Origin of the sequence: Mesorhizobium sp. B263B2A (assembly GCF_020165775.1) — a bacterium.
Lineage (GTDB): Bacteria > Pseudomonadota > Alphaproteobacteria > Rhizobiales > Rhizobiaceae > Mesorhizobium > Mesorhizobium opportunistum.
This window is the reverse complement of sequence record NZ_JAIUIU010000001.1, coordinates 803079-828276: the sequence shown is the minus strand read 5'-3', so window position 1 is coordinate 828276 and position 25198 is coordinate 803079. Positions and strand designations below refer to the sequence as shown.

Annotated in this window: 22 protein-coding genes; 7 read left to right on the top strand and 15 right to left on the bottom strand. The window is 64.1% G+C overall.

Features of this window, described 5'->3' with window-relative positions:
* Window positions 1-7: 7 nt before the first annotated feature.
* Window positions 8-1258, bottom strand: coding sequence for a 3-oxo-isoapionate-4-phosphate decarboxylase OiaX (gene oiaX, locus LB568_RS03980; protein ID WP_224729189.1), 1251 nt, complete (start codon window positions 1256-1258; stop codon window positions 8-10).
* Between the two features lie 186 nt (window positions 1259-1444).
* Between oiaX and LB568_RS03975 the strand changes: the two genes are divergently transcribed.
* Window positions 1445-2158 carry a transcriptional regulator NanR gene (locus LB568_RS03975; RefSeq protein WP_013896818.1) on the top strand — a complete coding sequence of 238 codons (714 nt, stop codon included), beginning with the start codon at window positions 1445-1447 and terminating at the stop codon, window positions 2156-2158.
* A gap of 6 nt (window positions 2159-2164) precedes the next feature.
* On the opposite strand, the gene LB568_RS03970 is transcribed toward LB568_RS03975, so the two are convergent.
* The 10 genes from LB568_RS03970 to LB568_RS03925 form a co-directional block, all read right to left on the bottom strand.
* The gene (locus LB568_RS03970) at window positions 2165-4003 is read right to left on the bottom strand and encodes a hypothetical protein (RefSeq protein ID WP_224729188.1); all 1839 of its coding nucleotides are present in this window, start codon (window positions 4001-4003) and stop codon (window positions 2165-2167) included.
* Window positions 4000-5034 (bottom strand): Gfo/Idh/MocA family protein, encoded by a 1035-nt coding sequence (locus tag LB568_RS03965; protein WP_224729187.1) that lies wholly within the window; start codon window positions 5032-5034, stop codon window positions 4000-4002. Before LB568_RS03965 ends, LB568_RS03970 begins: the two co-directional genes overlap by 4 nt.
* Before the next feature lie 2 nt (window positions 5035-5036).
* On the bottom strand, window positions 5037-6101 hold the full coding sequence (locus tag LB568_RS03960) for an ABC transporter permease (RefSeq protein ID WP_224729186.1): 1065 nt from the start codon (window positions 6099-6101) through the stop codon (window positions 5037-5039).
* Window positions 6101-7666 carry a sugar ABC transporter ATP-binding protein gene (locus LB568_RS03955; RefSeq protein ID WP_224729183.1) on the bottom strand — a complete coding sequence of 522 codons (1566 nt, stop codon included), beginning with the start codon at window positions 7664-7666 and terminating at the stop codon, window positions 6101-6103. Before LB568_RS03955 ends, LB568_RS03960 begins: the two co-directional genes overlap by 1 nt.
* Complete coding sequence (locus LB568_RS03950) at window positions 7663-8325, bottom strand: DUF2291 family protein (protein WP_224729180.1); 663 nt, start codon at window positions 8323-8325, stop codon at window positions 7663-7665. The genes LB568_RS03955 and LB568_RS03950 overlap by 4 nt, the downstream gene beginning before the upstream one ends.
* Before the next feature lie 77 nt (window positions 8326-8402).
* The gene (locus tag LB568_RS03945) at window positions 8403-9344 is read right to left on the bottom strand and encodes a D-ribose ABC transporter substrate-binding protein (protein ID WP_013896812.1); all 942 of its coding nucleotides are present in this window, start codon (window positions 9342-9344) and stop codon (window positions 8403-8405) included.
* Between the two features lie 436 nt (window positions 9345-9780).
* Window positions 9781-10608, bottom strand: coding sequence for a phosphogluconate dehydrogenase C-terminal domain-containing protein (locus LB568_RS03940; RefSeq protein WP_224729178.1), 828 nt, complete (start codon window positions 10606-10608; stop codon window positions 9781-9783).
* Between the two features lie 110 nt (window positions 10609-10718).
* The gene (locus LB568_RS03935) at window positions 10719-11750 is read right to left on the bottom strand and encodes an ABC transporter permease (protein ID WP_224729177.1); all 1032 of its coding nucleotides are present in this window, start codon (window positions 11748-11750) and stop codon (window positions 10719-10721) included.
* The gene (locus LB568_RS03930) at window positions 11747-14221 is read right to left on the bottom strand and encodes an ATP-binding cassette domain-containing protein (protein ID WP_224729175.1); all 2475 of its coding nucleotides are present in this window, start codon (window positions 14219-14221) and stop codon (window positions 11747-11749) included. The genes LB568_RS03935 and LB568_RS03930 overlap by 4 nt, the downstream gene beginning before the upstream one ends.
* Before the next feature lie 68 nt (window positions 14222-14289).
* A complete protein-coding gene (locus LB568_RS03925) occupies window positions 14290-15312 on the bottom strand; it encodes an ABC transporter substrate-binding protein (protein WP_140572724.1) in 1023 nt (340 codons plus the stop codon).
* Window positions 15313-15680: 368 nt separating this feature from the next.
* On the opposite strand from LB568_RS03925, the gene nanR reads away from it, so the two are divergent.
* The 3 genes from nanR (at window position 15681) to LB568_RS03910 (ending at window position 18340) form a co-directional block, all read left to right on the top strand.
* On the top strand, window positions 15681-16394 hold the full coding sequence (nanR, locus tag LB568_RS03920; RefSeq protein ID WP_224729173.1) for a transcriptional regulator NanR: 714 nt from the start codon (window positions 15681-15683) through the stop codon (window positions 16392-16394).
* A gap of 239 nt (window positions 16395-16633) precedes the next feature.
* Window positions 16634-17479, top strand: coding sequence for a phosphogluconate dehydrogenase C-terminal domain-containing protein (locus LB568_RS03915; RefSeq protein WP_013896806.1), 846 nt, complete (start codon window positions 16634-16636; stop codon window positions 17477-17479).
* A 60-nt stretch (window positions 17480-17539) separates the two neighbouring features.
* Window positions 17540-18340, top strand: coding sequence for a sugar phosphate isomerase/epimerase family protein (locus tag LB568_RS03910; RefSeq protein ID WP_224729171.1), 801 nt, complete (start codon window positions 17540-17542; stop codon window positions 18338-18340).
* A gap of 28 nt (window positions 18341-18368) precedes the next feature.
* Here LB568_RS03910 and mtnA read toward each other — a convergent pair whose 3' ends face one another.
* Together mtnA and mtnK are read right to left on the bottom strand one after the other, a co-directional pair.
* Entirely contained in the window at window positions 18369-19463 is a 1095-nt protein-coding gene (mtnA, locus tag LB568_RS03905; protein WP_224729170.1) for an S-methyl-5-thioribose-1-phosphate isomerase, read from the bottom strand.
* On the bottom strand, window positions 19460-20734 hold the full coding sequence (gene mtnK / locus LB568_RS03900; protein WP_224729168.1) for an S-methyl-5-thioribose kinase: 1275 nt from the start codon (window positions 20732-20734) through the stop codon (window positions 19460-19462). Before mtnK ends, mtnA begins: the two co-directional genes overlap by 4 nt.
* Before the next feature lie 137 nt (window positions 20735-20871).
* On the opposite strand from mtnK, the gene LB568_RS03895 reads away from it, so the two are divergent.
* The 3 genes from LB568_RS03895 to LB568_RS03885 all read left to right on the top strand — a co-directional run bounded on the left by LB568_RS03895 (window position 20872) and on the right by LB568_RS03885 (window position 24563).
* A complete protein-coding gene (locus tag LB568_RS03895; protein ID WP_224729164.1) occupies window positions 20872-22383 on the top strand; it encodes a sugar ABC transporter ATP-binding protein in 1512 nt (503 codons plus the stop codon).
* Between the two features lie 82 nt (window positions 22384-22465).
* Window positions 22466-23461, top strand: coding sequence for an ABC transporter permease (locus LB568_RS03890; RefSeq protein WP_140572718.1), 996 nt, complete (start codon window positions 22466-22468; stop codon window positions 23459-23461).
* Between the two features lie 49 nt (window positions 23462-23510).
* Window positions 23511-24563: a substrate-binding domain-containing protein gene (locus LB568_RS03885; RefSeq protein WP_224729162.1), complete on the top strand. Its 1053-nt coding sequence runs from the start codon at window positions 23511-23513 to the stop codon at window positions 24561-24563.
* Window positions 24564-24640: 77 nt separating this feature from the next.
* On the opposite strand, the gene LB568_RS03880 is transcribed toward LB568_RS03885, so the two are convergent.
* Both LB568_RS03880 and LB568_RS03875 read right to left on the bottom strand, forming a co-directional pair.
* Window positions 24641-24913 (bottom strand): type II toxin-antitoxin system YafQ family toxin, encoded by a 273-nt coding sequence (locus tag LB568_RS03880; protein WP_224729160.1) that lies wholly within the window; start codon window positions 24911-24913, stop codon window positions 24641-24643.
* 2 nt (window positions 24914-24915) lie between these two features.
* On the bottom strand, window positions 24916-25173 hold the full coding sequence (locus tag LB568_RS03875) for a type II toxin-antitoxin system RelB/DinJ family antitoxin (RefSeq protein ID WP_224729158.1): 258 nt from the start codon (window positions 25171-25173) through the stop codon (window positions 24916-24918).
* Window positions 25174-25198: the final 25 nt, after the last annotated feature.

Genomic DNA, 25198 nt, shown 5'->3' with positions numbered 1-25198 from the left:
GCCTCGCTCACGCGGCCTTGCCGTCGCCGAACTTCTCGATCGAGCGCGCCAGTTCGACATGGCTGCTTGCGTAGTCCGCCAAGGAAATACCCTCGACGGCGGCCTGCCAGGCCTGCTGGACGGCGCGCACGCCGGCACCCGGGCCGTCCGGATGGCTGACGATGCCGCCGCCGCAGAGATAGAGCAGATCGACCGTGCGCCCGGTGCGCTCGTAGGTCTCGGGCGCCTGTCCGCCCCATTGGCCCGAACCGGCGACCGGCAGAGCGCAATCATCAGGTGAGAACAGCGGCGTCGTCACCGCCTCGAAGGAGGCGATGAAAGATGCGTCCGGCTCCCAGTATTTCGAGGCGATGCCGTTGATCTGGAACTGGTCGACGCCGAGCAGCCGCCAGAACTGCTGCCAGACCTTGAAGTCCATGCCGAGGCCGGGATGGCGGGTCAGGATGTCCCAGCCATTGCGGTGGGCATGCAGCACCAGGCCGGAGCGCTTTCTGAGGTAGGCCATGCCGCCGAAGCCGATGGAGTTGATGTTGATGACCGCGCAATTGCCGCCGGCCTTGAGCACCATATCGTGGTTGCGCATCACCTCGTCCGGGTCGGCATGCGAGATGCCGAAGGCATACATCACCTTCTTGCCGGTCTTCTGCTCGTGATCGAGGATCAGCGGCATGACCGCCTTCACCCGCTCCGCCAGTGGCGAGTAGGCCGGGCTCATCAGCTTCTCATCGTCCTTGATGAAATCGACGCCGGCCGCGATCAGTTCGCCGACCATGGCGGCCGTCTCATGCGGTCGCAGGCCCAGCGCCGGCTTGACGATGGTGCCGATGATCGGACGGCCCTCGACACCGGTCAGCCTGCGGCTGCCGGCAACGCCGAATTGCGGCCCCGGATGGGCGCCCTTGAATTCTTGCGGCAGCTTCATGTCGACGACGCGGATGCCCGACAGGCCCTTGATCGAATAGGTGCCACCGATGGCGATGGTCATCAGCGCCGAGAGGTCGGTGCCGATGGCATCGAACGGAAAGGCGATATCGACGTCGGCGCGCCTGAAAGGCCCGGTGCCGGCCTCGGGAATGGATGGCTGCTCTGCATCGGGCAGGTGCCGGATCGCCAGCACCCGTGCCGCCACGCGCGCCTTCAGCTCTTCGGTCTCGCCGGGCAGCGCAACGAAGGTGCCGGTCGACTGGTCGCTGGCGATCTTGGCCGCCAGGGCTTCTATGCTGCCTGAGGTTTCGATGCGATAGGTGAGGGTGATCATGATGGATTGGCCGGTCGAAAGGGTTCGAAAAAAGTTTCGTTGCGAATGAAATCTGGTATAATGAGTACATAAGTATTGCAAGCAAATATCCCGACTGCCGCGACGGGCGTCGGTTAAGGGCAGGCATTCCGATAGTCCTGCCCGGAATGCTACACAGGAATCGGGGCAAGGGAGTGATTCGCGGCGATGAACCGTTCGGAACCGATCGTCCGGCGCAAGCTTTCCGACGAAGTCTTTGCAAGGCTGAAGCGGCTGATCACCAGCGGCGAATTGCAGCCGGGCGATGACATGCCGTCGGAGCGCGAATTGATGGAGCGCTTCGAGGTCGGCCGGCCTGCGATCCGCGAGGCCATGCAGGCGCTGAGCAATATGGGCCTTGTCGCCATCTCGCATGGCGAGCGGGCCAAGGTGCTGCAGCTGACCGCCAAGTCGATCATCAGACAGGTCGACGGTGCGGCCAAGATCATCCTGTCTTCATCGAAGGACACGCTCGAGCATCTGAAGAGCGCGCGCATCTTCTTCGAGCGCGGCATGGTCAAGGAGGCCGCCGAAAGGGCCACCGCCGAGGATGTGCAGCAGCTCAAGGAAACCGTTGCCGAGCAGCGCGGCGCACGCGGCAATTCGGAAGCCTTCATTTCCGCCGACATGAAATTTCACAGCCGGATCGCGGCGATTTCGGGCAACCCGATCTATGTCGCCGTCAGCGAGGCGATGCTCGGCTGGCTGAAGGAATACCACACCGAGATGCTGATCTGGACCGGCAAGGAAAAGTACACGCTGACCGAGCACGAGGAGATCATCGACCGCATCGAGCACAAGGATGCCGACGGCGCCGAGAAGGCGATGATCAAGCATCTCGAGCGCTCGCGCGCGCTCTATGTGATGAATTCCGAGAAGTAGACTAGCCTAATCGATCCTGGCAATCGCGTAGGGCGACATGACGAGACGGCCCCCGCCAAGCGCGGAAGCATCGACCGGGACATCGTCCGCCGTCAGGTTGGCCAGCCATGCGATGGTCTCGCCCGAGGCGGAACGCCCGGCCAGCGCCAGCACCCGCGTCTCGTCGCTTGTTTTCGCGGCAACGTGCGCGAGCCCAGCCAATCCGCAAAGCGCGGAGATAGCCTGGAAGATCGGCCGCGGCGATCCCTCGGCGGCAGGTTCCCCGGATGCCGCCAGCACGCCGAACGGCCCGGTGAAGCCCGACAGCGTCAGCATCTCCAGTCCGGCCGGCGCGACGCGCGCGGCATAGCCGATCGTCCATGCGGCGGCGAACTGGGCGGCATGACGCGGATCGCGATTGGCCATGGCGATGCGCTGGCCGTCAAAATTGTCCTTGGTCGTGCCGCCATAGGGGTTCTGCCGCATGGCGATGGTCGACGGCCCGATCCGGTAGGGCTTGTCGCCGAAGATCGCCCGCACCGACCGGGTGATGAACGGCAATGCCTCCAGCGACTGCATGACGCTGAGGTCGTCGGCCGCATGCACGATCGGGCAGGTGCAGTGGGTGACGAAATCGAGCAGCCCGGCCGGAACGCGCTTGCGGTTGAGCTCGGTGAAATAGCTGAACATGCCGCCGCCGAGACGAATGTCGGGAAAGGCGCGGCGCGCGGCGGCGTAGACATCCTCGAGCGGCGGGCATTCCGGCCAGGCACTGCCCGGCGGCGTCGACTGCCGGTCGACCGAAGGCGATACCGCGACGGCGTCGAGCCGCAGGCCCGCCTGGCGCACCATGTCGGCGACCGTTGTGAGTTCGGCATCGAGATCGCCGGCGCCGGCGACAACGCATTCCAGCGTTGTTGCCGCAGGGCAAGCGGCGGCAAGCCGGGCATGGGCGCGCAAGGCTTCGAGCCCGTGGCCGCGCGTCGGGTCGAAGTGGAGCAAAAGTTGCTGCGGGCCGAGCTTCGCCAGCATCGGCAGGTTCGCGAGCGCTGCCTCCACTTCCCCGGGATAAATGACCACGCCGATATCGGGCAGCCTTGGTCCGGCTTCGCCAAGCTCGATGCGGACCGGCTCATTGCCCGAAGTTGCGACCGAAGGCTTGGCGTCGCCCGCAATGCGCAGGGTGATGGTCTGGCGCAAGGGTTCGCCGGCCGGCAGCACATAGGGCCAGGGCAGCGCCAACGGCCGCACATAGGTCTTGTAGGAGGCATCGGACCAGTTGCGCTGGTCCTCCATCTCGAATGTGTCGCCTTCCATCCGGCACTCGGCGGTGAGGCCGGGCCGCACCGCATGCGTGATGGCGCGCAAATCCTTGAAAGGCTGCCAGGGGTCGATCAGGTCGGGCAGTGTCGTATCCACCACGCTGCCGTCGGTATGCTCGACGGTCACCGGGCTGCCGGCAAGCCCCGCGATCGGATGCAGGATGCAGAAGCCGCAGCGGTTGGTCTCGAAATCGCTTTCGGGCAGCGCGCTGACGTCGAACACCAGCCGGCCGTCGGCCGCTCCCTTGATGGTGGCGCGGAAGGCGAGCCGGCTTTCGCCCGGTCCGGCGCAACTTGCCGTGTAGCCGACGCAGAAAGCATCGGCGCCCTGGTCGATGGTCAGGTCCGCCAGCACGGGTTCGTAGGTGCCCCAGTCGCGGTCGCGCACGATATAGGCGATGGCGCGCAGCACCTCGGTGCCGCCATGGCGGATGCTGCGCAAATTCCCGTTGACCAAATCGGCGCTGAGCGGGCCGGCGCTGAGCCGGACCGGTCTGGCTTCCGCCGCGCGTGTGCCGCAGAGGAGGAAGCCATCCACGCTCATTTCAGCAGCTCGTCCATCCGCACCGGTTCGCGGCTCGCGGCGCCGGCATAGGCAGCCTCGACCAGCGCGAACGTCTTGAGATTGTCGGCGCCCGAGGTCGCCGGCTCCTTGCCGCCGACAAGGCAGTCGACCCAGTGCCGCTGGATCGCCAGCACGCTTTCCTGGATGTTGTGCCATGGCCGCGATGCCCAGGGCAGTAGCGGCGGCGAAATGTCCTTGACCGTCGTGCCGCTCTTGCCGGTGACGGTGAGTTGGTAAGCCTGCGCCAGCCGGATCGTGCCGTCGCTGCCATCGATCTCGATCAGTGTTTCGGGAAACGGCTCGACGGCGAGCTTTGTCGCGTAGCTGCAATCCACAACCGAGGTGGCACCGCTTTCGTGGTCCATCAGCATCGTGGCGACATCCTCGCCGGCAATGGCGGGATTGATGCGCGCGATGCGGGCAGTGAGGCTCAATACGTCGCCGAGCAGGAAACGGGCGATGTCGAGAATGTGGATACCGAGATCCTCGATGATGAAGCGTTTTCCGGTTGCCAGGTAAGGCTGGCCGGAAAACACGTCATAGGCGGAGCGGAAGGAGATGCGTCCGAAGAAGGGTGTGCCGATCTCGCCGCTGTCGAGCACTGCGCGCACCGCCTGGATCGGCGATTGCCAGCGAAAGTTCTCGTGCACCATCAGCGGCACGCCGGCCGCGGCGCAGGCCGCGACCATCGCCTTGGCGTCGGTGAGCGTCGGCGCGAACGGTTTCTGGCAGATCACCGGAACGCGGTTGGCGGCCGCCATCTCGACCAGCGGCCGGTGGCTGCCGACGGTCGTGGCGATGTCGACGAAGTCGAGTGTCTCGCCTGCAAACATCGCCGCCGCATCGGTGTAGCGCCTGGAGATGCCGAACTGGTCGCCGACGATCCGGAGCCGTTCCGGATCGCGGTCGCAGATGGCGACGATCGATGCGCCCTCGATGTCGCGCCAGGCATGCATCTGGTTGACGGCGAAGAAGCCGCAGCCGATCAGCGCTCCACGCAATTCCGCCATGATCAGCCCGCCTTTGCCATCTGCATCAGCGTGACGCGCTGCTGAAGCCGGCGCTGCGCCTGGTCGACGACCACCGCGACGATGATGACGAGGCCCTTGATCACCATCTGCCAGAAGGAACTCACACCCATCATCACCAGCCCGTCCGACAGGATACCGATGACGAAGGCACCGACGATGGTGCCGCCGATGGTACCGCGGCCGCCCGACATCGAGGTGCCGCCAAGCACCGCCGCGGCGATGGCATTCAATTCGAAGCTTTCGCCGGTCGCCGGATGCGAGGCCATCAGCTCCGACGAGATGATCAGGCCGACGATCGCCGCGCAGAAACCGGAGAACATGTAGACGAACATCTTGACCATGTTGACGCGCACGCCCGAGATCCGCGCCGCGCGTTCGTTGCCGCCGACGGCGAAGATGTGGCGGCCGAGCGGGGTGTATCTGGCGAGATAGGCGGCACCCAGCGCCACCACGATCAGGATCCAGATCGACACCGGCAGGTCGACGAGCCGGCCGGCGCCGAGGAAGCCGAAGCCCGTGGTGCCGAGTTCCGGCTTGCCGACCAGATTGGGGAAGGTGCGGCCGTCCGAGGACAGCAGCGCCAGGCCGCGCGCCACGTAGAGCACGCCGAGCGTGGCGATGAAGGGCGCCACGTTCAATCTGGTGATCAGCAATCCGTTGACGGCGCCGATCAGGATGCCGACCGCCAGCGTGATCAGGGCGATCTCGAAAACGTTGAAATAGATGGTGTAGCCGATCTGCAGGTCAATGCCGTTGAGCACGAGATAGCCGGCCACCATGCCGCACAGGCCGACGATCGAGCCGACCGAAAGGTCGATGCCGCCGGTGATGATGACGAAGGTCATGCCCATCGCCAGGAACGCGTTCAGCGCCACGTGCTTGGCCATCAGGATCAGATTGGCCGCCGACAGGAAGTTCGGCGCCGCGATCGAGAAGAACACCAGCACGGCAATCAGCGCGATGAAGGTCCTGAGTTTCATCAGCGTTAGCAGTGCGGAACCGCTGGCGGCCGACGAATGAGCCGCCCTGGCCGGAATGTCAGTCATCAGCGTTGCTCTCCATGTATGGGGGCAAGATGTGCGGGGACAGGTCCGTGGCCGAGCGCCGACGCGGCGACGATCGCGGCTTCGGTCGCCTCGGCGCGCTCGAACATGCCGGTCAGCTTGCCATTGCTCATCACCGCGATCCGGTCGGAGAGCGCCATCACCTCGTCGAGGTCTGACGTGGCGAAGAGGATGCCGAGCCCATCGCGCGACAGTTTGCGCATGGTGCGAAAGACGTCGGCCTTGGCGCCGACATCGATGCCGCGGCTGGGCTCATCCATCAGAAGCACCTTGGGTCCGGTGAGCAGCGCCTTGCCGATCACCACCTTCTGCTGGTTGCCGCCGGACAGCGACGAAACCTCCTGCGCCGGATCGGCGACCTTGATCGCGAGTTCCCGCACCATCTGCAGCACGGCCTGCCGTTCGGCGGCGCCGCGGATGTGGAACAGGCGCACGAAGCGCGACAGACTTGCCAGCGTCAAATTGCTGGCGACGGAGAGGATCGACACCAGGCCCTCGCGCTGCCGGTCCTCCGGGATCAGCGCCAGACCCCGCCGGATGCGGCGCGTCGTGTCGCGTTCCCGGACCTGTTTTCCGTCGATGAAGATATTGCCGCTGGCATGGCCATGGCGGCCCATGATGCAGTCGAACAACTCGCTGCGCCCGGCGCCCATCAGCCCGTAGATGCCCAGGATCTCGCCGGCGCGCAGCGACAGCGAGACGTGGTCGACCGCCAGCCCGCCGGTGGCGCGCGGCAGGCAGATGTCCTCGGCGCGGAAGATTTCCTCGCCCGGCGCATGGTCGTCGGCCTTGGCGAAATCCTTGGCGTCCGAGCCGATCATCTGCCGCACGATCCACTGCGTGTCGACGTTTCTCATCTCCTCCTGGCCGGTGATGCGGCCGTCGCGCAGCACGGTGATGTAATCGCCGATGCGGATCAGTTCCTCCAGCCGGTGCGAGATATAGACGATCGCCACGCCGCGCGACTTGAGGTCGGCGATCACCTTGAACAGGATCTCGACTTCGGCGGCGCTCAGCGCCGAGGTCGGCTCGTCCATGATCAGGATGCGCGCGTCGAGCGAAACTGCCTTGGCGATCTCGACAAGCTGCTGCTGGCCGATGCGCAGATCCTCGACCAGCATATCCGGCCGTATCCCGGCCTCGAGCCGTTCGAGGAATGTGCCCGCGCGCCGTTCCTGCTCCTTGCGGTCGATCTTGCGAAACCGGTTGGTGATCTCTCGCGTGGCGAAAATGTTCTCGGCGACGGTCATGTTGCCGAACAGGTTCAGTTCCTGGAACACCATGCCGATGCCGCGGTTCACCGCGTCACCGGAGGACGAGAACGAGACTTCGTTGCCGTCGAGCAGGATGCGCCCGGCCGTCGGCTGCTCGACGCCGGCGATGATCTTCATCAATGTCGATTTGCCGGCGCCGTTTTCGCCGACCAGAACATTGACCGCACCCTTGCGCACCTCGAAATTGGCCTGCTTGACCGCGACGGTGCCGGCATAGACCTTCGAGACGTCTTCCAGCTTCAGGATGATTTCGTGACCGGCCGCCGTGCTCATGGCTTGGGTCCGATCTCGGCCTCCGCCGGAGTCACCAAGGGCAGGTCCTGGCCGCTCTCGATCGTATAGGCGCCGAGCACCTTGGCGGTACGGCCTTCCAGCGCCTCGCGCGGCAGCTTGGAAAGCACGGTCTTGTCGGCATGGGCGTTGAACGCCTTGCCGAATTGGGCGAAGTCGATCTGGTTGGTGAAATCGTTGAACTGGACGAAATCGAGGCTGTCGCGCAACGCCGTTCCGCGCATTGCCGGCCCGATCTGGACACGTGCATCCGCCTTGCCGTCGCCGTCGATGTCGATATCCATCGTGCCCGCGCGGGACTGCGTGTTGGCCGCGACGATCTTGCCTTCGACGCGGACCGCGAACGTCCATGGCGAATTCGCCTGCTTCCTGGGGTTGCCGTATTTGGCGCCGGCTGCCGCCTGATCCGTCTTCGCCAGCGCATGGACCTCGGCGAACGGCCCGGCTTTTTGGCTGAGATAAGGGATGACCTTCGAAGTCCAGATGTCGTCGACCATCTTGTCCGGGTTGAAGGCCGACGCGTTGGCGTCGCCTTGCGCCGACGGCGTCGGCAGGATCTTGCAGGCGCCGAGGCCAATGCTGGCGATCAGGGCAAGGATCGGCCAGATCGCCTTGACTGGCCAGGTCGGCTTGTTCAGCATCGCGGTCAAGCATCCCAGTGAAATGAAGGCGAGGGACGAACCTCAGGCTCGCCCCTCGCTGTTTGCGTTGCGCCGGCTCAGTTCTTCAGCGCGAAGGTCTCAAGCTTGGCGGCATTGTCGCCATTGACGAGAACGCAGTCCATCAGCTGCTTTTCCTTCTCGGGCGACTTCTTGTTCTTGATGAGGTCGTTGGCCTGCTCGACCGCCATCTGCGCCTGGGCGTAGGCCGGCTGCAGCACCGTGGCCTTGATGCCGCCGGAGGTGATGGAGTCGCGCACGTCGTTGGAGCCGTCGAAGCCGACGACGATGACATCCTTGCGGTTCGCCGCGGCAAGCGCCGCATAGGCACCCATCGCCATCGTGTCGTTGCCGGAGATGACGCCCTTGATGTCCGGATTGGCCTGCAGGATCGATTCCATCTTGGAATAGGCTTCCGTCTGGCTCCAGTTGGCCGACTGCTGCGCGACCATCTTCAGGTCCGGATAATCGTCGATGACGTCATGATAGCCCTTGGAGCGGATGCCGGCATTGGTGTCGGATTCCTTGCCGACCAGCTCGACGAAATTGCCCTTCTCGCCCATCAGCTTGACGAATTCCTGCGCGCCGAGCTGGGCACCCTGGTAGTTGTTGGAGACGATCTGCGCCACGGCGACGCCGGTGGCATTGATCTCGCGGTCGATTAGGAAGGAAGGAATGCCGGCGTCCTTCGCTTTCTGCACGGCGGCGACGGTGGCATCGGCGCCGGCATTGTCGAGGATGATCGCCTTGGCGCCACGGCCGATCGCTGTGTCGATCAGCTCGGACTGCTTGTTGGCGTCGTCATCATGGACCAGCACCAATGTGTCGTAGCCAAGCTCCTTGGCCTTTGCCTCGGCGCCGACGGCCTCCGCCTTGAAGAACGGATTGTCGTGCGAGGGGGTGATGATGGCGATCAGGTCGGCCGCAAAGGCCGGTGCCGCGGTGCCGAGTGCCAATACGCCGGCGAAAGCCGCAAGCGTCATTCTGCGTGTAAGTTTCATGAAGTCCTCCCGTTGAAAAACCGTGCCTCGATCGATCGAGGCCATCGTCTGCATTTGAATTCGTCTTGGCGATGCAGGCAGCGTGCCGCCCGGGCTCAAAGCCGTTTGCCGGCTGTCGTCCGAACTGCTCTCGCTCCCCGCCGTCCTCCACTCGCACCGGCTTCGAATTTTCAGCGAAGCATGATCGATGCGAGCCCACGAACAGCTAAAGCCAACTGGTATGATGAGTCAACCACTAATTCAGGTGATCTGTATCTAAGCGGTCGCCCTTTTTCCTTCTCCCCTTGTGGGAGAAGGTGGATCGGCGCGTAGCGGCGAGACGGTTGAGGGGTGTTCCAGCGAAGTGAGACGTAGCGTTCCTTGGAGCACCCCTCATCCGACCTCGCTTAGCGAGGCCACCTTCTCCCGCAAGGGGAGAAGGGAAGACAGCGCCCTCTCAGGTGATGCGCTGAATGCTGGCGGCGATCTCCTGCGGTTCGAAGACCCGCTTCCAGTCGTCTCGCATCAGCACCGGCTTGCCGAACTCGATCGCCTTGTTGCAGGCATCGGAGAACACGCCCTTGGTCTCGCCGAAGATGACCGCGCCGAGCACATTCATGTGGCCGAGCAGGAAATCGAGCGCCGCCTGCCGGTCGACACCGCGCGCCACGACCTCGTCGAGGGCTTCCTTCATGACAACGAGCAGCGAGGCGCACACCGTCTCCGAAAGGCCGGGCTCCAGCAGCGCCATCTGTTCGACCGTCACGCGGTGCGAGCGCATCACCGGTGCCCAGATGATCTGGGCGATCTTTTCGCCCTTGGCGTAGTCGGCCTCCGGCCCTTGCATCAGGGCGCTGACGAAATGCTGCTTGGCCTTGACGCCGCCGAAGAAGTCCTTCTTGGCGGCCATGTCGGTTTCGTCGTTGAAGATCGGCGGATGACAGGGATGGGTGACGAAATAGGTAAGATCGGCACGGTCAGGCAGGTGGCCGGCGAAGGGTGCCGCGGCATCGAGCACGATCACCATCGTGCCGGGGGCAAGCTTGCTTTCGATGCCGGTGGCGACCTTGCCGATATGCGTGTCCGGCACCGCCAGGATCACGACCTCGGCACCCTTGAGCGCCTCGTCGACGCTGACCGTGTCGATGCCCAGCCCGGTCTTCAGGCGCTCCTTGCCGGCCTCGCTGATCTCGACATGGCGGATCTTGTAGTCTGAACCGCGAAAATTGGTCGCCAGGCGGTAGCCCATTTTCCCGCCCGCACCGAACAGTGCAATCGTTGTCATCTGGCCCTTGCTCCTTGATCAAACAGGCGACCGTCGCGCGATCGTCATCTCACATACTGGTATGATCACTCTACCACAATTTGGCAAGTGGAATCATTGGTTGCTGTTGGTCACTTCGGCTGAGGTGTGGCCGCGCCTGGTGCTGTCTTTGCAGCCGCCTCGTCCGTGACATTGACGGAAGCGCGCCGCGCCAAGGCCTGTCGGCCAGCCAGCGCCAGCACGAAGATGACGACGATGCCCTGGACGATATCCTGGGCACCGGGAGGCAGCCCGATGATCTGCATGGTGGTGACGATCAGGATCAGCAGGATGCTGGCGAACAGGGTGCCGAGCGCGGTCGCCGAACCGCCGAAGATCAGCGTGCCGCCAAGCACGACAGCAGCGATCGACTGCAGCAGATAGGGCTGGCCCATTTCGAGGAAAGCGCCGCCGATATAGGCGCCGAGCAGCAGTCCATCGAGCGAGGCCAGCACCGACGAGATGATGAAGGCCGCCGCGATCACCCGGCCGTTCTTGATGGCAGCGAGCCGGGCGGCGGTCCGGTTCTGGCCGACCGCCGACAGGACCTGTCCGAACACTGTGTAGCGCAGCACGAAGGAGGCGGCCATCACGCCCAGGATGGCGATGATGGCCATGATCGGGATGCCCGAGATGCGGCCTGTCGCCAGGCTCTTCAGCGCTGGGCTGACGGCAAAGCCGGGGATAGCCTTGTTCGACAAGAGCGTCGCGGTCGCCAGCACATAGCCGGTCGCCAGCGTGGCGATGATGGCCGGAATGCCGAGGCCGACGACGAGCAGCGAATTGAGCAGCCCGACCGCCAGGCCGAGCAGGACGGCGGCGGCAACCCCAATGGCAAGGTTGGCATCCTGGCCCTTGATGGTCAACAGCGCGACGAAGGCGCTGAGCGTGATCACCGAGGCGACGGAAAGGTCGATGTTACCGCGTCCGGTGGTGACGACGAACATCTGGCCGATGCCGACGACCGTCAGGAACGATGCCGACAGAATGATGCCCGACAGGCTGGAGAGGCTGAACCGGTTGGTGACCACCGAGAGCACCAGCCACAGCAGCAGCACCCCGATCGCCGCCCAGATCCAGCGGTTCCTCTGCGCCCAGAAGGTGAAGGCGGACAGCGCGTTCATTGTTCGCTCCGGCGGTCCGCGGTCAGGCCACGCAGCGTCAACAGGGCGATCAGGATCAGCCCTTGCGTCGCCGCGTTGTAATCGCTGCTCACATTGAGCGTGCCGAGCAGCGCGCCGATCAGCGACAGCGTCACCGCGCCGGCGATGGCGCCGACCGGAGAGACGATGCCGCCGAGCAGCGAGCAGCCGCCCATTACCACGGCGGCGACGCTGAGCAGCGTGAAGGAATTGCCGGAATTGATGTCGCTCGCCGTGTTGATCGCCGTCAGCGACAGCCCTGCGGCGGCCGCGAACAACCCGGCGATGAGATAGCGCACCAGCGCGTAGCGCGTCGGCGACCAGCCCGATCGGATCATTGCCGTGGGATTGTTGCCGAAGCCGCGCAGCACCACGCCGAGCGGCAGCCGGTCGATCACCAAGACCACCAGGGCGACTGCGGCGATGAGGATGATGGACGTTGGCAAGAAGTCGAGAGACCAGCCGAACAGCGCCGTCAGCCATTCAGGACTGGCGCCGCCCGGCGTCGGCTGCAGCGCATAGCCCAGCCCCACCCAGATGAAGGAGGCGCCGAGCGTGACGACGATGGCCGGGATCTTGCGCGCCTGGATCAGTCCGCCGAGACCGGCATAGGCGGCGACCGCCGCCAAAAGCGCCAGCGCGCCGAGCCATGGCTGATCGTAGAGCAGCGTGGCGCTGAGCACGCTGACCAGGCCGGCGAAAGCGCCGACGCCGAGATCGATTTCGCTGCCGCCGACGATGAACATCTGTGCTGCCGTCACCAGCACCAGAGACAGCGCCGGCATCAGCAGCAGGTCGAGCCCGAATATCGAGGCAACCGCCGGGTTGGCCGAGATCATCACCGCTAGCACGGCGGCAAGACCGATAAAGGGGGCTGCGTTCACCAGCCTGCGGGCAAGCCCGGCCGCACCGGCACTGCTCTGCGCGGCGTCGGTGCGCTTGTCGGCTTGCTGGACGAAGGATGCCCCGACGATCGCGGCCTCCGTGATCGCCGCGCCGGTCAGTTCCTTGACGATCCGCCCGCCGGCAAAGACCAGCACGCGGTCGCAGGCCAACAGCTCGGCGTCCTCGGTCGTGTGCCAGACGAGGGTCCGTCCACTGCGCGCGATGTCGTTGCAGAGCCGGTAGAAATCCTGCTTGGTGGCGATGTCTACACCGCGTGTCGGATCGTCGAGCAGGATGATCGGCGTATCGGCGACGAGAGCGCGGGCCACCAGCGCCTTCTGCTGGTTGCCGCCGCTCAGCTCCAGTATGTTGGACCCGAAGCGGCTTTCGTCGAGCCGCAGCCGGCCGGCGGCGTCGGCCGCGCTTTCGCGGTTGAGCCGATCCGAGACCAGGCCCAGCGCCGACCGGCGCGCGAGGCTGCCGATGGAAATGTTGCCTAGCACACTCCAAAGCGGAAACACGCCTTCCTTCTGGCGGTCGCCGGCAATGAAGCCGGCTTCACCGGTCCTGGTGACGGCGCCATCCTTTCCAGGCTTGAAGATGGCATGCAGCAGCTCCTTCTGGCCGCTGCCCTCGAGCCCAGCCAGTCCGACGATTTCACCGCGCAAGATCTCGATGTCGCGGCCGAGCTCGGATGTCAGGTCTCCGGACAGGCGCACCAGCGCGCCCCCGCTGCCGACGGCGGCAGCGCCGTGCTGGTGGACCGGGTTGGCGTCGCCGCCCATGAGCTGCACCAGGCGGTCGATCGAAGTGTCCACCACGTCGCCGCGCCAGGCGGTGCGCCCATTGCGCAGCACCACCACCTGTGTGGCGATGTCGATGATTTCCTTCAGCTTGTGGCTGATGAAGATGAAGGCCAGCCCTGCCTTGGCCCGCTCGCGGATGAAAGCCCGCAACTGCTTGGAGCGATCGAGATCGAGCGAGGAGGTCGGTTCATCGAGAACGATGAGCCTGACGCCGGGAGTGGCGGCGGCGCGGGCGATCTCGACCATCTGCCGCTCGGCGATGGAGAGCTGGCCGATTTCGGCATCCACATCGATGCCGTTGCCGGGAAACACCGCATCCAGCGCCGAGCGCGCGCGGGCCCTGTAAAGCGTCCGCCAGCCTGGCCGGCTCGCCGCGTCCGCGGGTGTCTCCAGGAAGAAGTTCTCGGCCACGGAGAGGTTGGCGCACAGCGACAGTTCCTGGTGCACCATGCGGATGCCGCGCCGCTGCGCTTCCGCGGTGTCGTAGCCGGCGAAGCTCAGCGCCTGGCCGGCGAACGAGATCGAGCCCAGCGTCGGCCACATCGTGCCGCAAAGAATGCGCATCAGCGTCGACTTGCCGGCGCCGTTGCCGCCGACGAGGCCGATGATCTCGCCGGCCGAAATGGCGAGGTCGATCTCGGCATTCGCCAGCGTCGGCCCGAAACTCTTGGTGATCTGTGAAAGCGAGACGATTTCCTGCCGGATCGAGGCGGCGGGCGCCATGGCGGCACCCTTCTGATCGGCAACGGCAAGATGGGACATTCGTCCTCCGTTTCTTCACGGCCATGGACCGGGCGACCTTCGGCGCCCGATCCATTGTGCTGGTCGCGTTACTTGCTCAAGAGGTTCTGCTTGACCCAGTCGAGCGAATAGCTGGGGCTGATGATCTGGCCGCCCGGCAGCTTGGCATACTCCTTGAGATTGCTGGCGTCGACGGTCGCCACCGGCATGATCATCATCTTGGGTGCCTTGGCGCCCTTGAGCAGCGACAGTCCGAGCCAGAACGCGGCGCCACCGATGCCGGGCGTGGTGTTCATCGAGACCGTCTGGTAGCCATTCTTGGCATTCTCGTCGGCCCACCATTTGACGAAATCGGTGCCGCCGCCGCCTTCGATGATCGGCATCTTGCCGGCATAGTCGCCGCCGTATTGGACGAAGGCCTGGGCGATGCCGACATCGTCACTGCCGCCTTGGCCGAGCACTGCATCGACATGCGGCAGCGAGGGCAGCACATTGGCGATGGCCGCCTGCGCGACCGAGGCGGTTGCCTGACCATAGACAGTGGCGACGACCTTGATGTCGGGATATTTCGCCAGCACCGACTGCTGGGCGTTGAACATGTCGTTGTCGGGAGCCGAGCCCTTGACGCCGCGCACCTGGATGACGTTGCCCTTGCCGCCGAGCATCTTGAAGACGGCCTCGGCCTGGGTTGCCTTGTAGCCCTTGAAATCGAAGTTGAGCTGGTAGTTGCAGGGCGCCGAAGCGACGGAATCGAAGGACACGACGATGATGCCGGCCTTGCAGGCTTTCTCGATGATGCCGTTGACCGCGGTTTCCGAGGCGGCATCGACCGCAAGCACGTCGACCTTCTTCAGGATCAGTTCGGCGATCTGGCTGTTCTGCTGCGCCACCGAGCCGTCGCCATTCATGACGATGTAGTCGGAAATCTGTCCAGCGGCCTTTGCTTCCTTGGCCGAGGCCTCGAAAGCCTCCACCATCTGGTGCCGCCAGGTATTGCCGTAATAGGCGTTGGTCAGTGCGATCACCGGGGCGTCCGGAGACGCCATTGCCGGCAGTGCGAACACGCTCCCCAGCGCGGTGCTGGCAAGCGCCGCTACGATTGCAAACTTCATGATACTTCCTCCCAAAAACACCGGCCAGCATGGCCGGCTTGCATGCCATTCCGTAACGGCGTCCCACCCTCGGAGAGACACCATACCATCTACATGTTATACCAGCATACCAAATAGGCAAGCCGGTAGCGGGACTCATTTGATTGCGCTGACGAGAGCGAGAGCGGCCTGTCCGGTTCGTCTTTTTCTTGCCTTGGCCAATCAGGCCGGCTCGCTCCGGCAACTCTTTTGGCCGGTCGCTTGGCATATCGGCGCCGGTCAGGGTGGACGTTAGGTCATCATATATGTAATGTCAATCGATCGCTGGGCCTTGCCTCCCGGTGCGACTCGGGATCGATATGCCGGGGGAATGATCGCGGAGGGGATGCATGGAACCGGTCCAGAAGAAAAAGTTGTATGTGGAGGTGCTTGACCGGCTGATGGCGGCGATCTCGACATCCGAATTTCCGCCGGGCTCTCAATTGCCGTCGGAAAAGGAATTGATGACGATGATCGGCGTCGGGCGCCCGTCGATCCGCGAAGCCATGCTGACGCTGCAGCAGATGGGCCTTATCAAGATTTCCCACGGCGAACGTGCCCGCGTCATCAATCCGACGCCCGAGGTGATCGTCGATCAGGTTTCCGCGGCGATGGTCATGATGCTGGCGACGAACTCTCATGGTCTCGAAGAACTCAAGGAAGTCAGGCTCTTGCTGGAAACCGGCCTGGTGCGGATAGCCACGCGGCGCGCCACGGCCAAGAACCTGGAGCGACTTGCCGAGACCCTGCGCCACCTGCGCGATGCGAAGGGCGACCAGGCGCGATTTGTCGCCGCCGACATGGAATTCCACGCCGTGATTGCCGAGATGAGCGGCAATTCCATGATAGCCGCGGTGGCGAAGGGAATGCTCGAATGGCTGTCGCGGTTCAAGCGCGACCTGGTGGCGGTGAAAGGTGCCGAACGCCTGACGGTCGAGGAGCACGAACGCATCTACAAGGCGATCGCCAGCGGGGATCCGGAAGGCGCGAGCGTCGCCATGGCCGAGCATATCGGCCGCGCCAATGAGCTGTATTCGAAACTGACCGGCGGCGGGACTGGCTGAGTATCCGGATCGGTCAAAATTTTTTGAGCACCAAAGCTCATGTGATGACATGATATCTTTTTGGTGCTAACGCTCGCCTCCATGGATGTCCGTCCAGCGCGGACGCGGCATGGGCCGGTCGTATCTCCACAGCCTGCAAGATGGCTGCGGCAGGCGCCGCACATCCGGAGATCGAAGCTACGCAGGGTTTGGCTGAATCGGCGTGCTAGAGGCGCACAAGGCAATTGGGAGGGAAGCGAATGACGATATCCGTGGCGTTGCTTGGAGCGGGAGGCAAGATGGGCTTCCGTGTCGCGCGCAAGCTGATCGAAGCGGGCTACGATGTCCGTGCCGTGGAAGTCGGCGAGGCCGGCCGCAAGCGGCTATCGGAGGCCGGCATCAGCGCCGTCTCGATGGAAGAGGGCGTCCCCGGCGCCAAGGTCGTGGTCATGGCCCTGCCGGACAATATCATCGGCCAGGTCGCACGGCAGATATCGCCGATGCTCGCCAGCGGCGCGATGCTTCTCATTCTCGATGCCGCCGCGCCTTACGCCGGCGACCTGCCGAAGGATCGGCCCGATCTGACCTATTTTGTCGGCCATCCCTGTCATCCGCCCCTGTTCAACGAGGAGACGGAATGGGCTGCCCGCCGCGACTATCACGGCGGCATTGCCAGGCAGTCGATCGTCTGCGCCCTGATGCAGGGCCCCGAGGAGCACTATGCGCTTGGCGAAGAGGTGTGCAAGGCGATGTGGTCGCCGATCATCGACAGCCACCGTGTCACCGTCGAGCAACTGGCAATCCTCGAGCCAGGCCTTTCCGAAATGATCGCCATGCCCTTCGTCGACACCATGGTCGAGGCCGTCGAGGAATGCGAACGCAAATATGGCATTCCCAGAAAGGCCGCGCTCGACTTTCTGATTGGCCACCTCAATGTCGAGATCGCCATGTGGTTCGGCTTCTCTCCAAAGGTGCCGTCCGATGCGGCGCTGCGCCTGATGCGTTTCGCCAAGGGTGTCGTGGTCCGCGATGATTGGCGCGAGGCCTTGTCGCCGGCCAAGGTGAAGGAAGCGTCCGAGCTGATCGTCTACGGCAAGGGAGCCTGAGCGCTGCCTCCGACGCCGCGGATCACCTCGGTATCGACCGCGCTCTTCGATGGCTATTCCATGGAATTGGCCATCGAGGAGATCGCGGCTGCCGGCGCCAGCCATATCGAACCGGCCTTCATTCGCGGCTATGTCGATTTCGATGAAGGCATGTTTACCGACACCAAGGGCTCGAAGCTTCGCCAGACGGCTGGCAGTGCCGGGCTGGGCATCAACGCCGTCTCGGCTCATCTCGACTTGTCGGGACCTGATGCGGTGGATGCGCTGTTGCGGCGCGTCGCCTTTGCCGCCGGTCTCGGCGTATCGTTCCTGATCACCAATGCCGGCCCGATGTCGAACCGGGCGAGCATCCGCCGGACGATCGATGCTGTTCTGCCGGTACTGGAGCAGGCCGGTATCGTCCTGGCGCTCGAGAACCCCGGGCACGGCAAGGACGATTTGCTTGGCAACGCCCGATCCGGGGCGAGCTTCGTCCGCGAAATCGGATCGCGGCATGTCCGCCTGAACCACGACGCCGGAAACGTCTTCACCTACAGCAATGAGGCCACGCAGCCGGCGGAAGATATCGCGACGGCTCTCGAAGCCGTTGGCCATGCCCATTTGAAGGATATCGTCAGCACCGACGCGGGGTGGGCATTCTGTGCCGTCGGCGACGGCTCGGTCGACTACGAGCCGTACTGGGCGATGCTTACCCCGACGCTGCCGGTCAGCATCGAACTGCCCTTGCGCCTGGAGCGCCCGCAACGCCGCGATCCCCAGCGACGAAATGAACCTGTCGACATGGCAATCATTCGTCGCGCCCTGCAGCGCTCGCTGCATTTCGTGAACGCGCTGGAGATCGCGGGGAACAGCGCTTCCTGAACCGGGAAGTTTGGATTCCGCGCTTGCGCTATCCCCGTTCGGGGAACATCGCCTTCAGGCCGTCGCGCGATGCCTTGGCGACACCGCGTTCGGTGATCAGCCCGGTCACCAGTCGTGCCGGCGTCACGTCGAAGGCCGGGTTGGCCGCCGGCGTCGCCTCGGGCGAGATGCGCACCTGCGCGATCTCGCCGGCGGCGTTCTTGCCCCACACCAGCGACACCTCGTCGGACGAGCGCTGCTCGATCGGGATCTCGGCCAGCCCGTCATGCACCGTCCAGTCGATGGTCGGCGAGGGCAGGGCGACATAGAACGGCACGTCATTGTCGGCGGCGGCCAGCGCCTTGAGATATGTGCCGATCTTGTTGCAGACATCGCCATCGGCCGTGGTGCGGTCGGTGCCGACGATGACCATGTCGATTGCGCCGCGTTGCATCAGATGGCCGCCAGCATTGTCGACGATCAGCGTGTGCGGCACGCCGTGGCCGGCCATCTCCCACGCGGTCAACTGGGCGCCCTGGTTGCGCGGCCGCGTCTCGTCGACATAGACGTGAACTGGAATGCCGGCCTCGGTGGCAAGGTAGATCGGCGCGGTGGCGGTGCCATAATCGACGGTGGCCAGCCAGCCGGCATTGCAGTGGGTGAGGATGTTGACCGGCTCGCCCGGCTGTTTGCGCGCGGCGATCGCCTTGATGATGGCAAGTCCGTTCTCGCCGATGGCGCGGTTCAGCCCGACATCCTCGTCGGCGATTTCACCGGCGCGCCGATAGGCGGCAGTGGCACGTTGTTCTGTTGGCAGCGGTTTGAGGAAGCGCCGCATCTCGTCGAGTGCCCAGCGCAAATTGATCGCCGTCGGGCGCGTCTCGTGCAAGGTTTCCCAGACGGCATCGAGCGCTTGGTCGGATGCATCGTCAGCCATCTGCATGGCGACGCCATAGGCAGCGGTGACGCCGATCAGCGGCGCGCCGCGCACCCACATGTCGCGGATGGCGGTGGCGATGCCGGCGACGGTGTCGACTGTCTCGATGCGGAAATCATGCGGCAGCCAGCGCTGGTCGATGATTTCGACCGAACGCCCGTCGTCGCTCAGCCAGATAGTCCGATAGTGGCGACCGCCGACGTTCAAATTCCGTTCTCCTGTTCGATCAGCACGGCCAGCTTGTTGACCTCGTCGATGCTGTGGATCTGCCGCCGGTTGACGGCGATGTGGCGGCCGAATTTCAGTGCCTTCGCCTCACAACTGGCGCGCAGATCTTCATCGGCAATGGTCTCGAAATCGGCATTGTGGGCGAGGCCGAGGATGCGCCGGTGCACCTCGATGCCGGCAAAGCCGAGCAGATCGGTCCAGATCTGGTGCAGCACATGGTCGAGCGCCTGCTCGGCGGCGAGTATGTCGCCCTGATCCTCGAACAGGCTCTTTTGATAAAGCATGCCGGTGCGCTCGGTGCGCCACAGATGCGAGAATTCGGCACGGAACACGGCCCAGGTCTCCGTAGTGACCTCGAGCAGATAGGCGCGCATGGCATCGCGCTTGCCCTTCTGCTCCTGTCCGCGCTGCGAGAAGAACGACATCCAGAAATTGGCGAGCAGCATGCCGACATCGAACGCCATCGGACCGTAGAAGGCGAACTCCGGATCGATCATCCGTGTTTCCTGGTCGGTGACCATGATCGAGCCGGAATGCAGGTCGCCATGCAGCAGCGTCTCGGCATTGGCGGCGAAAATGTGCTTCAGCCGTTGCGCCTCGACCTTGAGGTCGCGGTCGGCGCGCAGTTCGGCGACGAGGGCGTCGAGCTGCGGCGAGGTATGCCGGTTCATCTTGGCGTCGAAATAGGGGTCGGAGAACACCAGGTTCTCGGTGATGTCGCAAAGCTCGACATTGTCGGCGAACAGCGCCAGGTCGGCCTTGCGGTCCTTGGTCGCCATCGACAGGTCGGAGCCGCGAAACAAAGTGCGAGCCATGAACAGGCCGATGTCCCTGGCGATGTTCGGCAATTGCCGGCCGTCGATCAGGGCGCGGCGCAGGATGATGTGCGGCGGTGCCAGATACTCCATGATGATCAGCGCCTGGCCTTCATCGAAATAGTAGATCGCCGGCACAGAGCCAGGCGCGCGCGCCTCTTGTCTCGTCAGCGCGTGGTATTCGAAGAAGGAACGCTTCAAGGGCAGCGGCCAGCTGTCGCCGACCAGGCGGACATAGGGCAGGGCCTGCTTGACGACGGCAGCGCCCGAGGCACCCTCGACGATGAACACCAGGTTGAGATTGCCGTCGCCGACCTCGCGGACCTTCCAGGCGCTGGTCTCGTTGCCGATCCTCGCGCACAGCGCCTCGTTCGTGCCGAGGCGCGTCGCGAGCGTCTCCACCGACAGTGCTTCGAACGGCAATTTCCCGGTCATTCTTCTCCCTCCCGCCTATCTGCTCCGATCATAGGGGAGCCTTAGCGGCTGGGCCAAGCTAGGAAGCTGTCTGGCAATTGTCAATCGTGTTGACAATTGCCGACGTAGACCATAGCGTCACGGTCAGGGAGGAACGCATGGTCGGCAGTGCCGTGTTCCGCGTAGAGGGACTGAGGAAATCCTTTGGCCGCAACGAGGTGCTTGGTGGCGTCTCGCTGGACCTGCATGCCGGTGAAGTGACCGTGCTGATGGGCGCCAACGGCGCCGGTAAATCAACCCTCGTCAAGATCGTCAGCGGTGTCTATGAAAATGGCGGCGGCACCATGACGCTGGCCGGCCAGGATTTCGCGCCGAACACGCCGGCCGAAGCGATCCGCGCCGGCGTCGTCACCGTGCACCAGAACATCAACGACGGCGTGGTCGCCGACCTTGATGTCGCCACCAACCTGACGCTCGACAGGCTGAGCGGCCGGGGCGTACCGACCCTGTTCAATCCGGTCCGCGTCCGCCGCGAGGCCAAGGCGGTTGCCGACCGCATGGGATTGGCCATCGATTTGAAGGCGCGGGTCAACGATCTTTCGCTGGCCGATCGCCAGATGGTGGCGATTGCGCGCGCCCTGGCGCACCAGCCGAAAGTGCTGATCCTCGACGAGCCGACCTCGTCGCTCTCCAGCGCCGAGGCCGACCGGCTGTTCGCGCTGGTCGACAGGCTGCGCGAGCAAGGCGTGGCGATCCTCTATATCTCGCACCGCATGTCGGACATCCGGCGGCTGGCCGACCGCATCGTCTCGATGCGCGATGGCATCGTCTCGGGCGCCTTCGACACCAAGCCGCTCGACTATGAAGGCGCCGTCAACGCCATGCTCGGCCGCAAGATCCGCCTCGACCAGATCGTTGCCAGGAGTTCAGCTAAGCCGGTTCTGACGGTCGAAAATCTTCGCATCGCGCACGGCGCCAGGCCAATCTCGCTGACGCTTGGCGATGGCGAGGTCGTTGCCATCACCGGTCTCGTCGGTGTCGGCAAGACGGCACTTGCCGAAACGCTGTTCGGTGTACGCAAGCTGCTCGCCGGCACCATGACGATGAACGGCAAGCCCTATATGCCGCGCTCGGCTGGCGAAGCGATTGCCGCTGGCGTGTTCCTCGTCGCCAAGGACCGCGCCACCAGCGGCATCGTCGGCGGCTTCAACATCGAGCGCAATATCAGCCTGCCGTTCCTGAAGCGCATGTCGAACTTCAGCGTGCTCAAGCGCCGCCGCGAACGCGCCACCGCGCGCCGGCAGATCGAGGAGCTGGGCATCGTCTGCCGCTCCGAGAAGGACGAGATGTCGGCACTGTCCGGCGGCAACCAGCAGAAGGTGATGGTCGCCCGCTGGATGGCGCAGGAAGCGACGCTGTTTATCCTCGATGAGCCGTTCCAAGGGGTCGACATTTCGGCCAGGCGCGATATCGCCGCCAAGCTGAGAGCCAGCGCCAATGGCCGCGCGACGCTTTTGTTCGTCACCGAAATCGACGAGGCGCTGGAGACTGCCGATCGCATCCTGGTGATGTCGGAGCACGCAATCGTCGGCGAACACCGCAACGCCGATGTCGATCTCGATCGCCTGCTGGCCGAGGTCGCCGGCGGGCCGCTGCACAGCGCGGCATGAATGTGGCGGCGAATGGGAATTGGAATGGAGAGACCATGAGTTCGAGTTGGGTGAAGATGGCCGCCGCGCGGGGAAGCGCTGAATGACGCTTCGCGACTCCGCCATCCGTTACGGATTCATCGTCCTCCTGTTCGGGCTGGTCGCCTATTTCGCGATCGCGGCCGACGGGTTCGTCTCACCGCAAAGTGCCGTCTTCATCTTCCAGTCGGTCGCTATCACTGGCGTGCTGGCGCTCGGCGTCACGGCCACGCTGGTCGTCGGCGGCTTTGATCTCTCGATCGGTTCGGTCGCCACGTCGGCCATGATGGCTGCCGCCTATGTCATGGTGGTGCTGGAGCAGAACGCGGTCGTCGCGGTCGTCGTCTGCCTGCTCATCGGCGCCATTGTCGGCCTGATCAATGGCTGGCTGATCGTCTATATGCGCGTGCCCGATCTGTTGGCGACGCTCGGCATGATGTTCCTGCTCGTCGGCCTGCAGCGCATCCCGACGGAGGGCCGCTCGATCGCCACCGGCATGACCATGCCCGATGGCTCGGTCGCCAACGGCAAATTCTCCGACGCCTTCCTGGCGCTCGGCCGCCACCGCTTCGATTTCTTCATCCCGAACCTCATTCCGGTGTCGGTGGTCGTGCTGCTGGTGCTCGCTGTGCTGATCTGGTTCTTCCTCGAATACACCCGTTTCGGCCGCATGATGTATGCGGTCGGCTCCAACGAGCGCGCCGCCGAACTCGCCGGCGCGCCTGTCAAGGCATACAAGATCTGGGCCTACGTTATTTCAGGAGTTTTTGCCTCGATCGGCGGCATTTTGCTCGCCGCCCGGCTTGGACGCGGCGACATCGCCTCGGGTAATAATCTGCTGCTCGATGCGGTTGCCGCGGCGCTGATCGGCTACGCGGTGCTCGGCGCCGCCAAGCCGAACGCCTTCGGCACTGCCGTGGGCGCGCTGTTCGTCGGCATCTTGCTGCAAGGCCTGACGATGATGAACGCGCCTTATTACACGCAGGATTTCGTCAAGGGCGTGGTTCTGGTCGTCGCCCTTGTCTTCACCTTTGCCCTGTCGGGCAGGGGCAGGGGGTAATTTTCGACCGGGCAGGATTTTGGGTTCAACAAGAGTGGAGGAAAACAAGGTGAACATCACAAGAAGACTTCTGGGGAAAATGGCGCTCGGGCTCGCCGGCGCAACCATGCTGATGCAGGTCCCGGCGCTGGCCGCGGACAAGCCGGCACCGTTCGACAAGCCCGGCGTCAAGATCGCGCTGGTGCGCTACCTCTCGACCGGCGACTTCTTCCAGGCCTATCTTTCGGGCGTCGAGGCACAGTCGAAGGCGCTCGGCATCGACCTGCGCGTCCTCGACAGCCGCCAGGATGCAGCGCTTCAATCGGATATGGTCGACCAGGCCATCGCGCTTGGCGTTCAGGGCATCATCATCCAGCACGGCCTGACGGAATCGATGAAGGACGCCGCGCAGCGTGCGGTTGACGCCGGCATCAAGGTGGTGGCCTTCGACGTCAATGTCGAAAACCCCAAGATCCCGCAGATCGAGCAGTCCGACAAGGATCTGGCGCGCCTGGCACTTGAACAGGCGGTCAAGGACAATGGCGAGAGCTGGAATGCCGGTTACGTCTATGTCGCCGGCATCGCGCCGCTAGACCGCCGCAACGAGACCTGGGTCGACGTCAAGAAGAAATATGCCGGCATAAAGGAAGTCGCGATGTTCGGCACGCTCGACAACCCGATCGCCAACTCCGTCGCCAACCAGGCGCGCTCGGTGCTGTCGGCTCACCCCGACATCAAGGTGATGTTCGCCCCCTATGACGAATTCGCCAAGGGCGTGAAAATCGCCGTCGACGAAGCCGGCCTGAACAAGGGCATCAAGATCTATTCGGCCGACATCTCGACCTCCGACATTGCAGCGATGCGCGAGCCCGACAGCGCCTGGGCGGCGACCGCCGCCACCAACCCGGCCGTCGTCGGCCAGGTTTCGGTGCGCGCGCTGGCGCAGCTGCTCGCCGGTGAGGATCCCGGCCACAACGTCATCGTGCCGCCGACGCTGATCACGCAGAAGGAGCTGGTCGACAAGGACATCAAGAACATGGAAGACCTGTCGGCCAAGCTGCCGCAGTTCGCCCATGCCGATGTCGCGATGCCCGCCTGGATGCCGAACCCCAACGCGAAGTAAGGTTCGTCACTTTACGGCTTGTAGGATGGTACGAGAGTCGCCCGCAGCAGATCGCTGTGGGCGGCATCCCGCAGAATTCACTCGTTGAATAGGTCGGAGTGCGAGCCGGTACGGGCAAGCTGCAATTCGTCGCCGACAACGCGGTAGATCAGGAGCCAGTCCGGTTCGATATGCGCGTCTCGAAAGCCTTTCCAGTCGCCTTTCAGAGGATGATCCTTATATGTCGCCGGCAGTTCATGCCCGGCGATCAGCAGGCCCAGCAGATCGCGCAATTTCCCAAGGTTCTTGCCACGCTTTTCCATACGCTTCACATCCCGGCGAAATTGCCCGGAGTGAATGGCCGCTGGCATGGTTAGATCCCCAGATCCTTGAACAATTCATCAGCCGAGGCGAAGCGCTTGCCCTTGCCTTTCTCCAACTCCGCCATAGCCTTCCGCGTGGTGGCGTTAGGCACTTTCACCGGGAAGGGAAATTCCTTGTCCGCGGCCACGCGCACCAGAAGCAGGCGAATGGCGTCGGAGACCGACAGGCCCATAGCCGCCAAAGCTTCCGTCGCCTGATCCTTGGTCGCGGTGTCGATCCGAGCGCGGACCACTGCATCTGTAGCCATATCGTGTCTCCGTTACCTTGAGCCA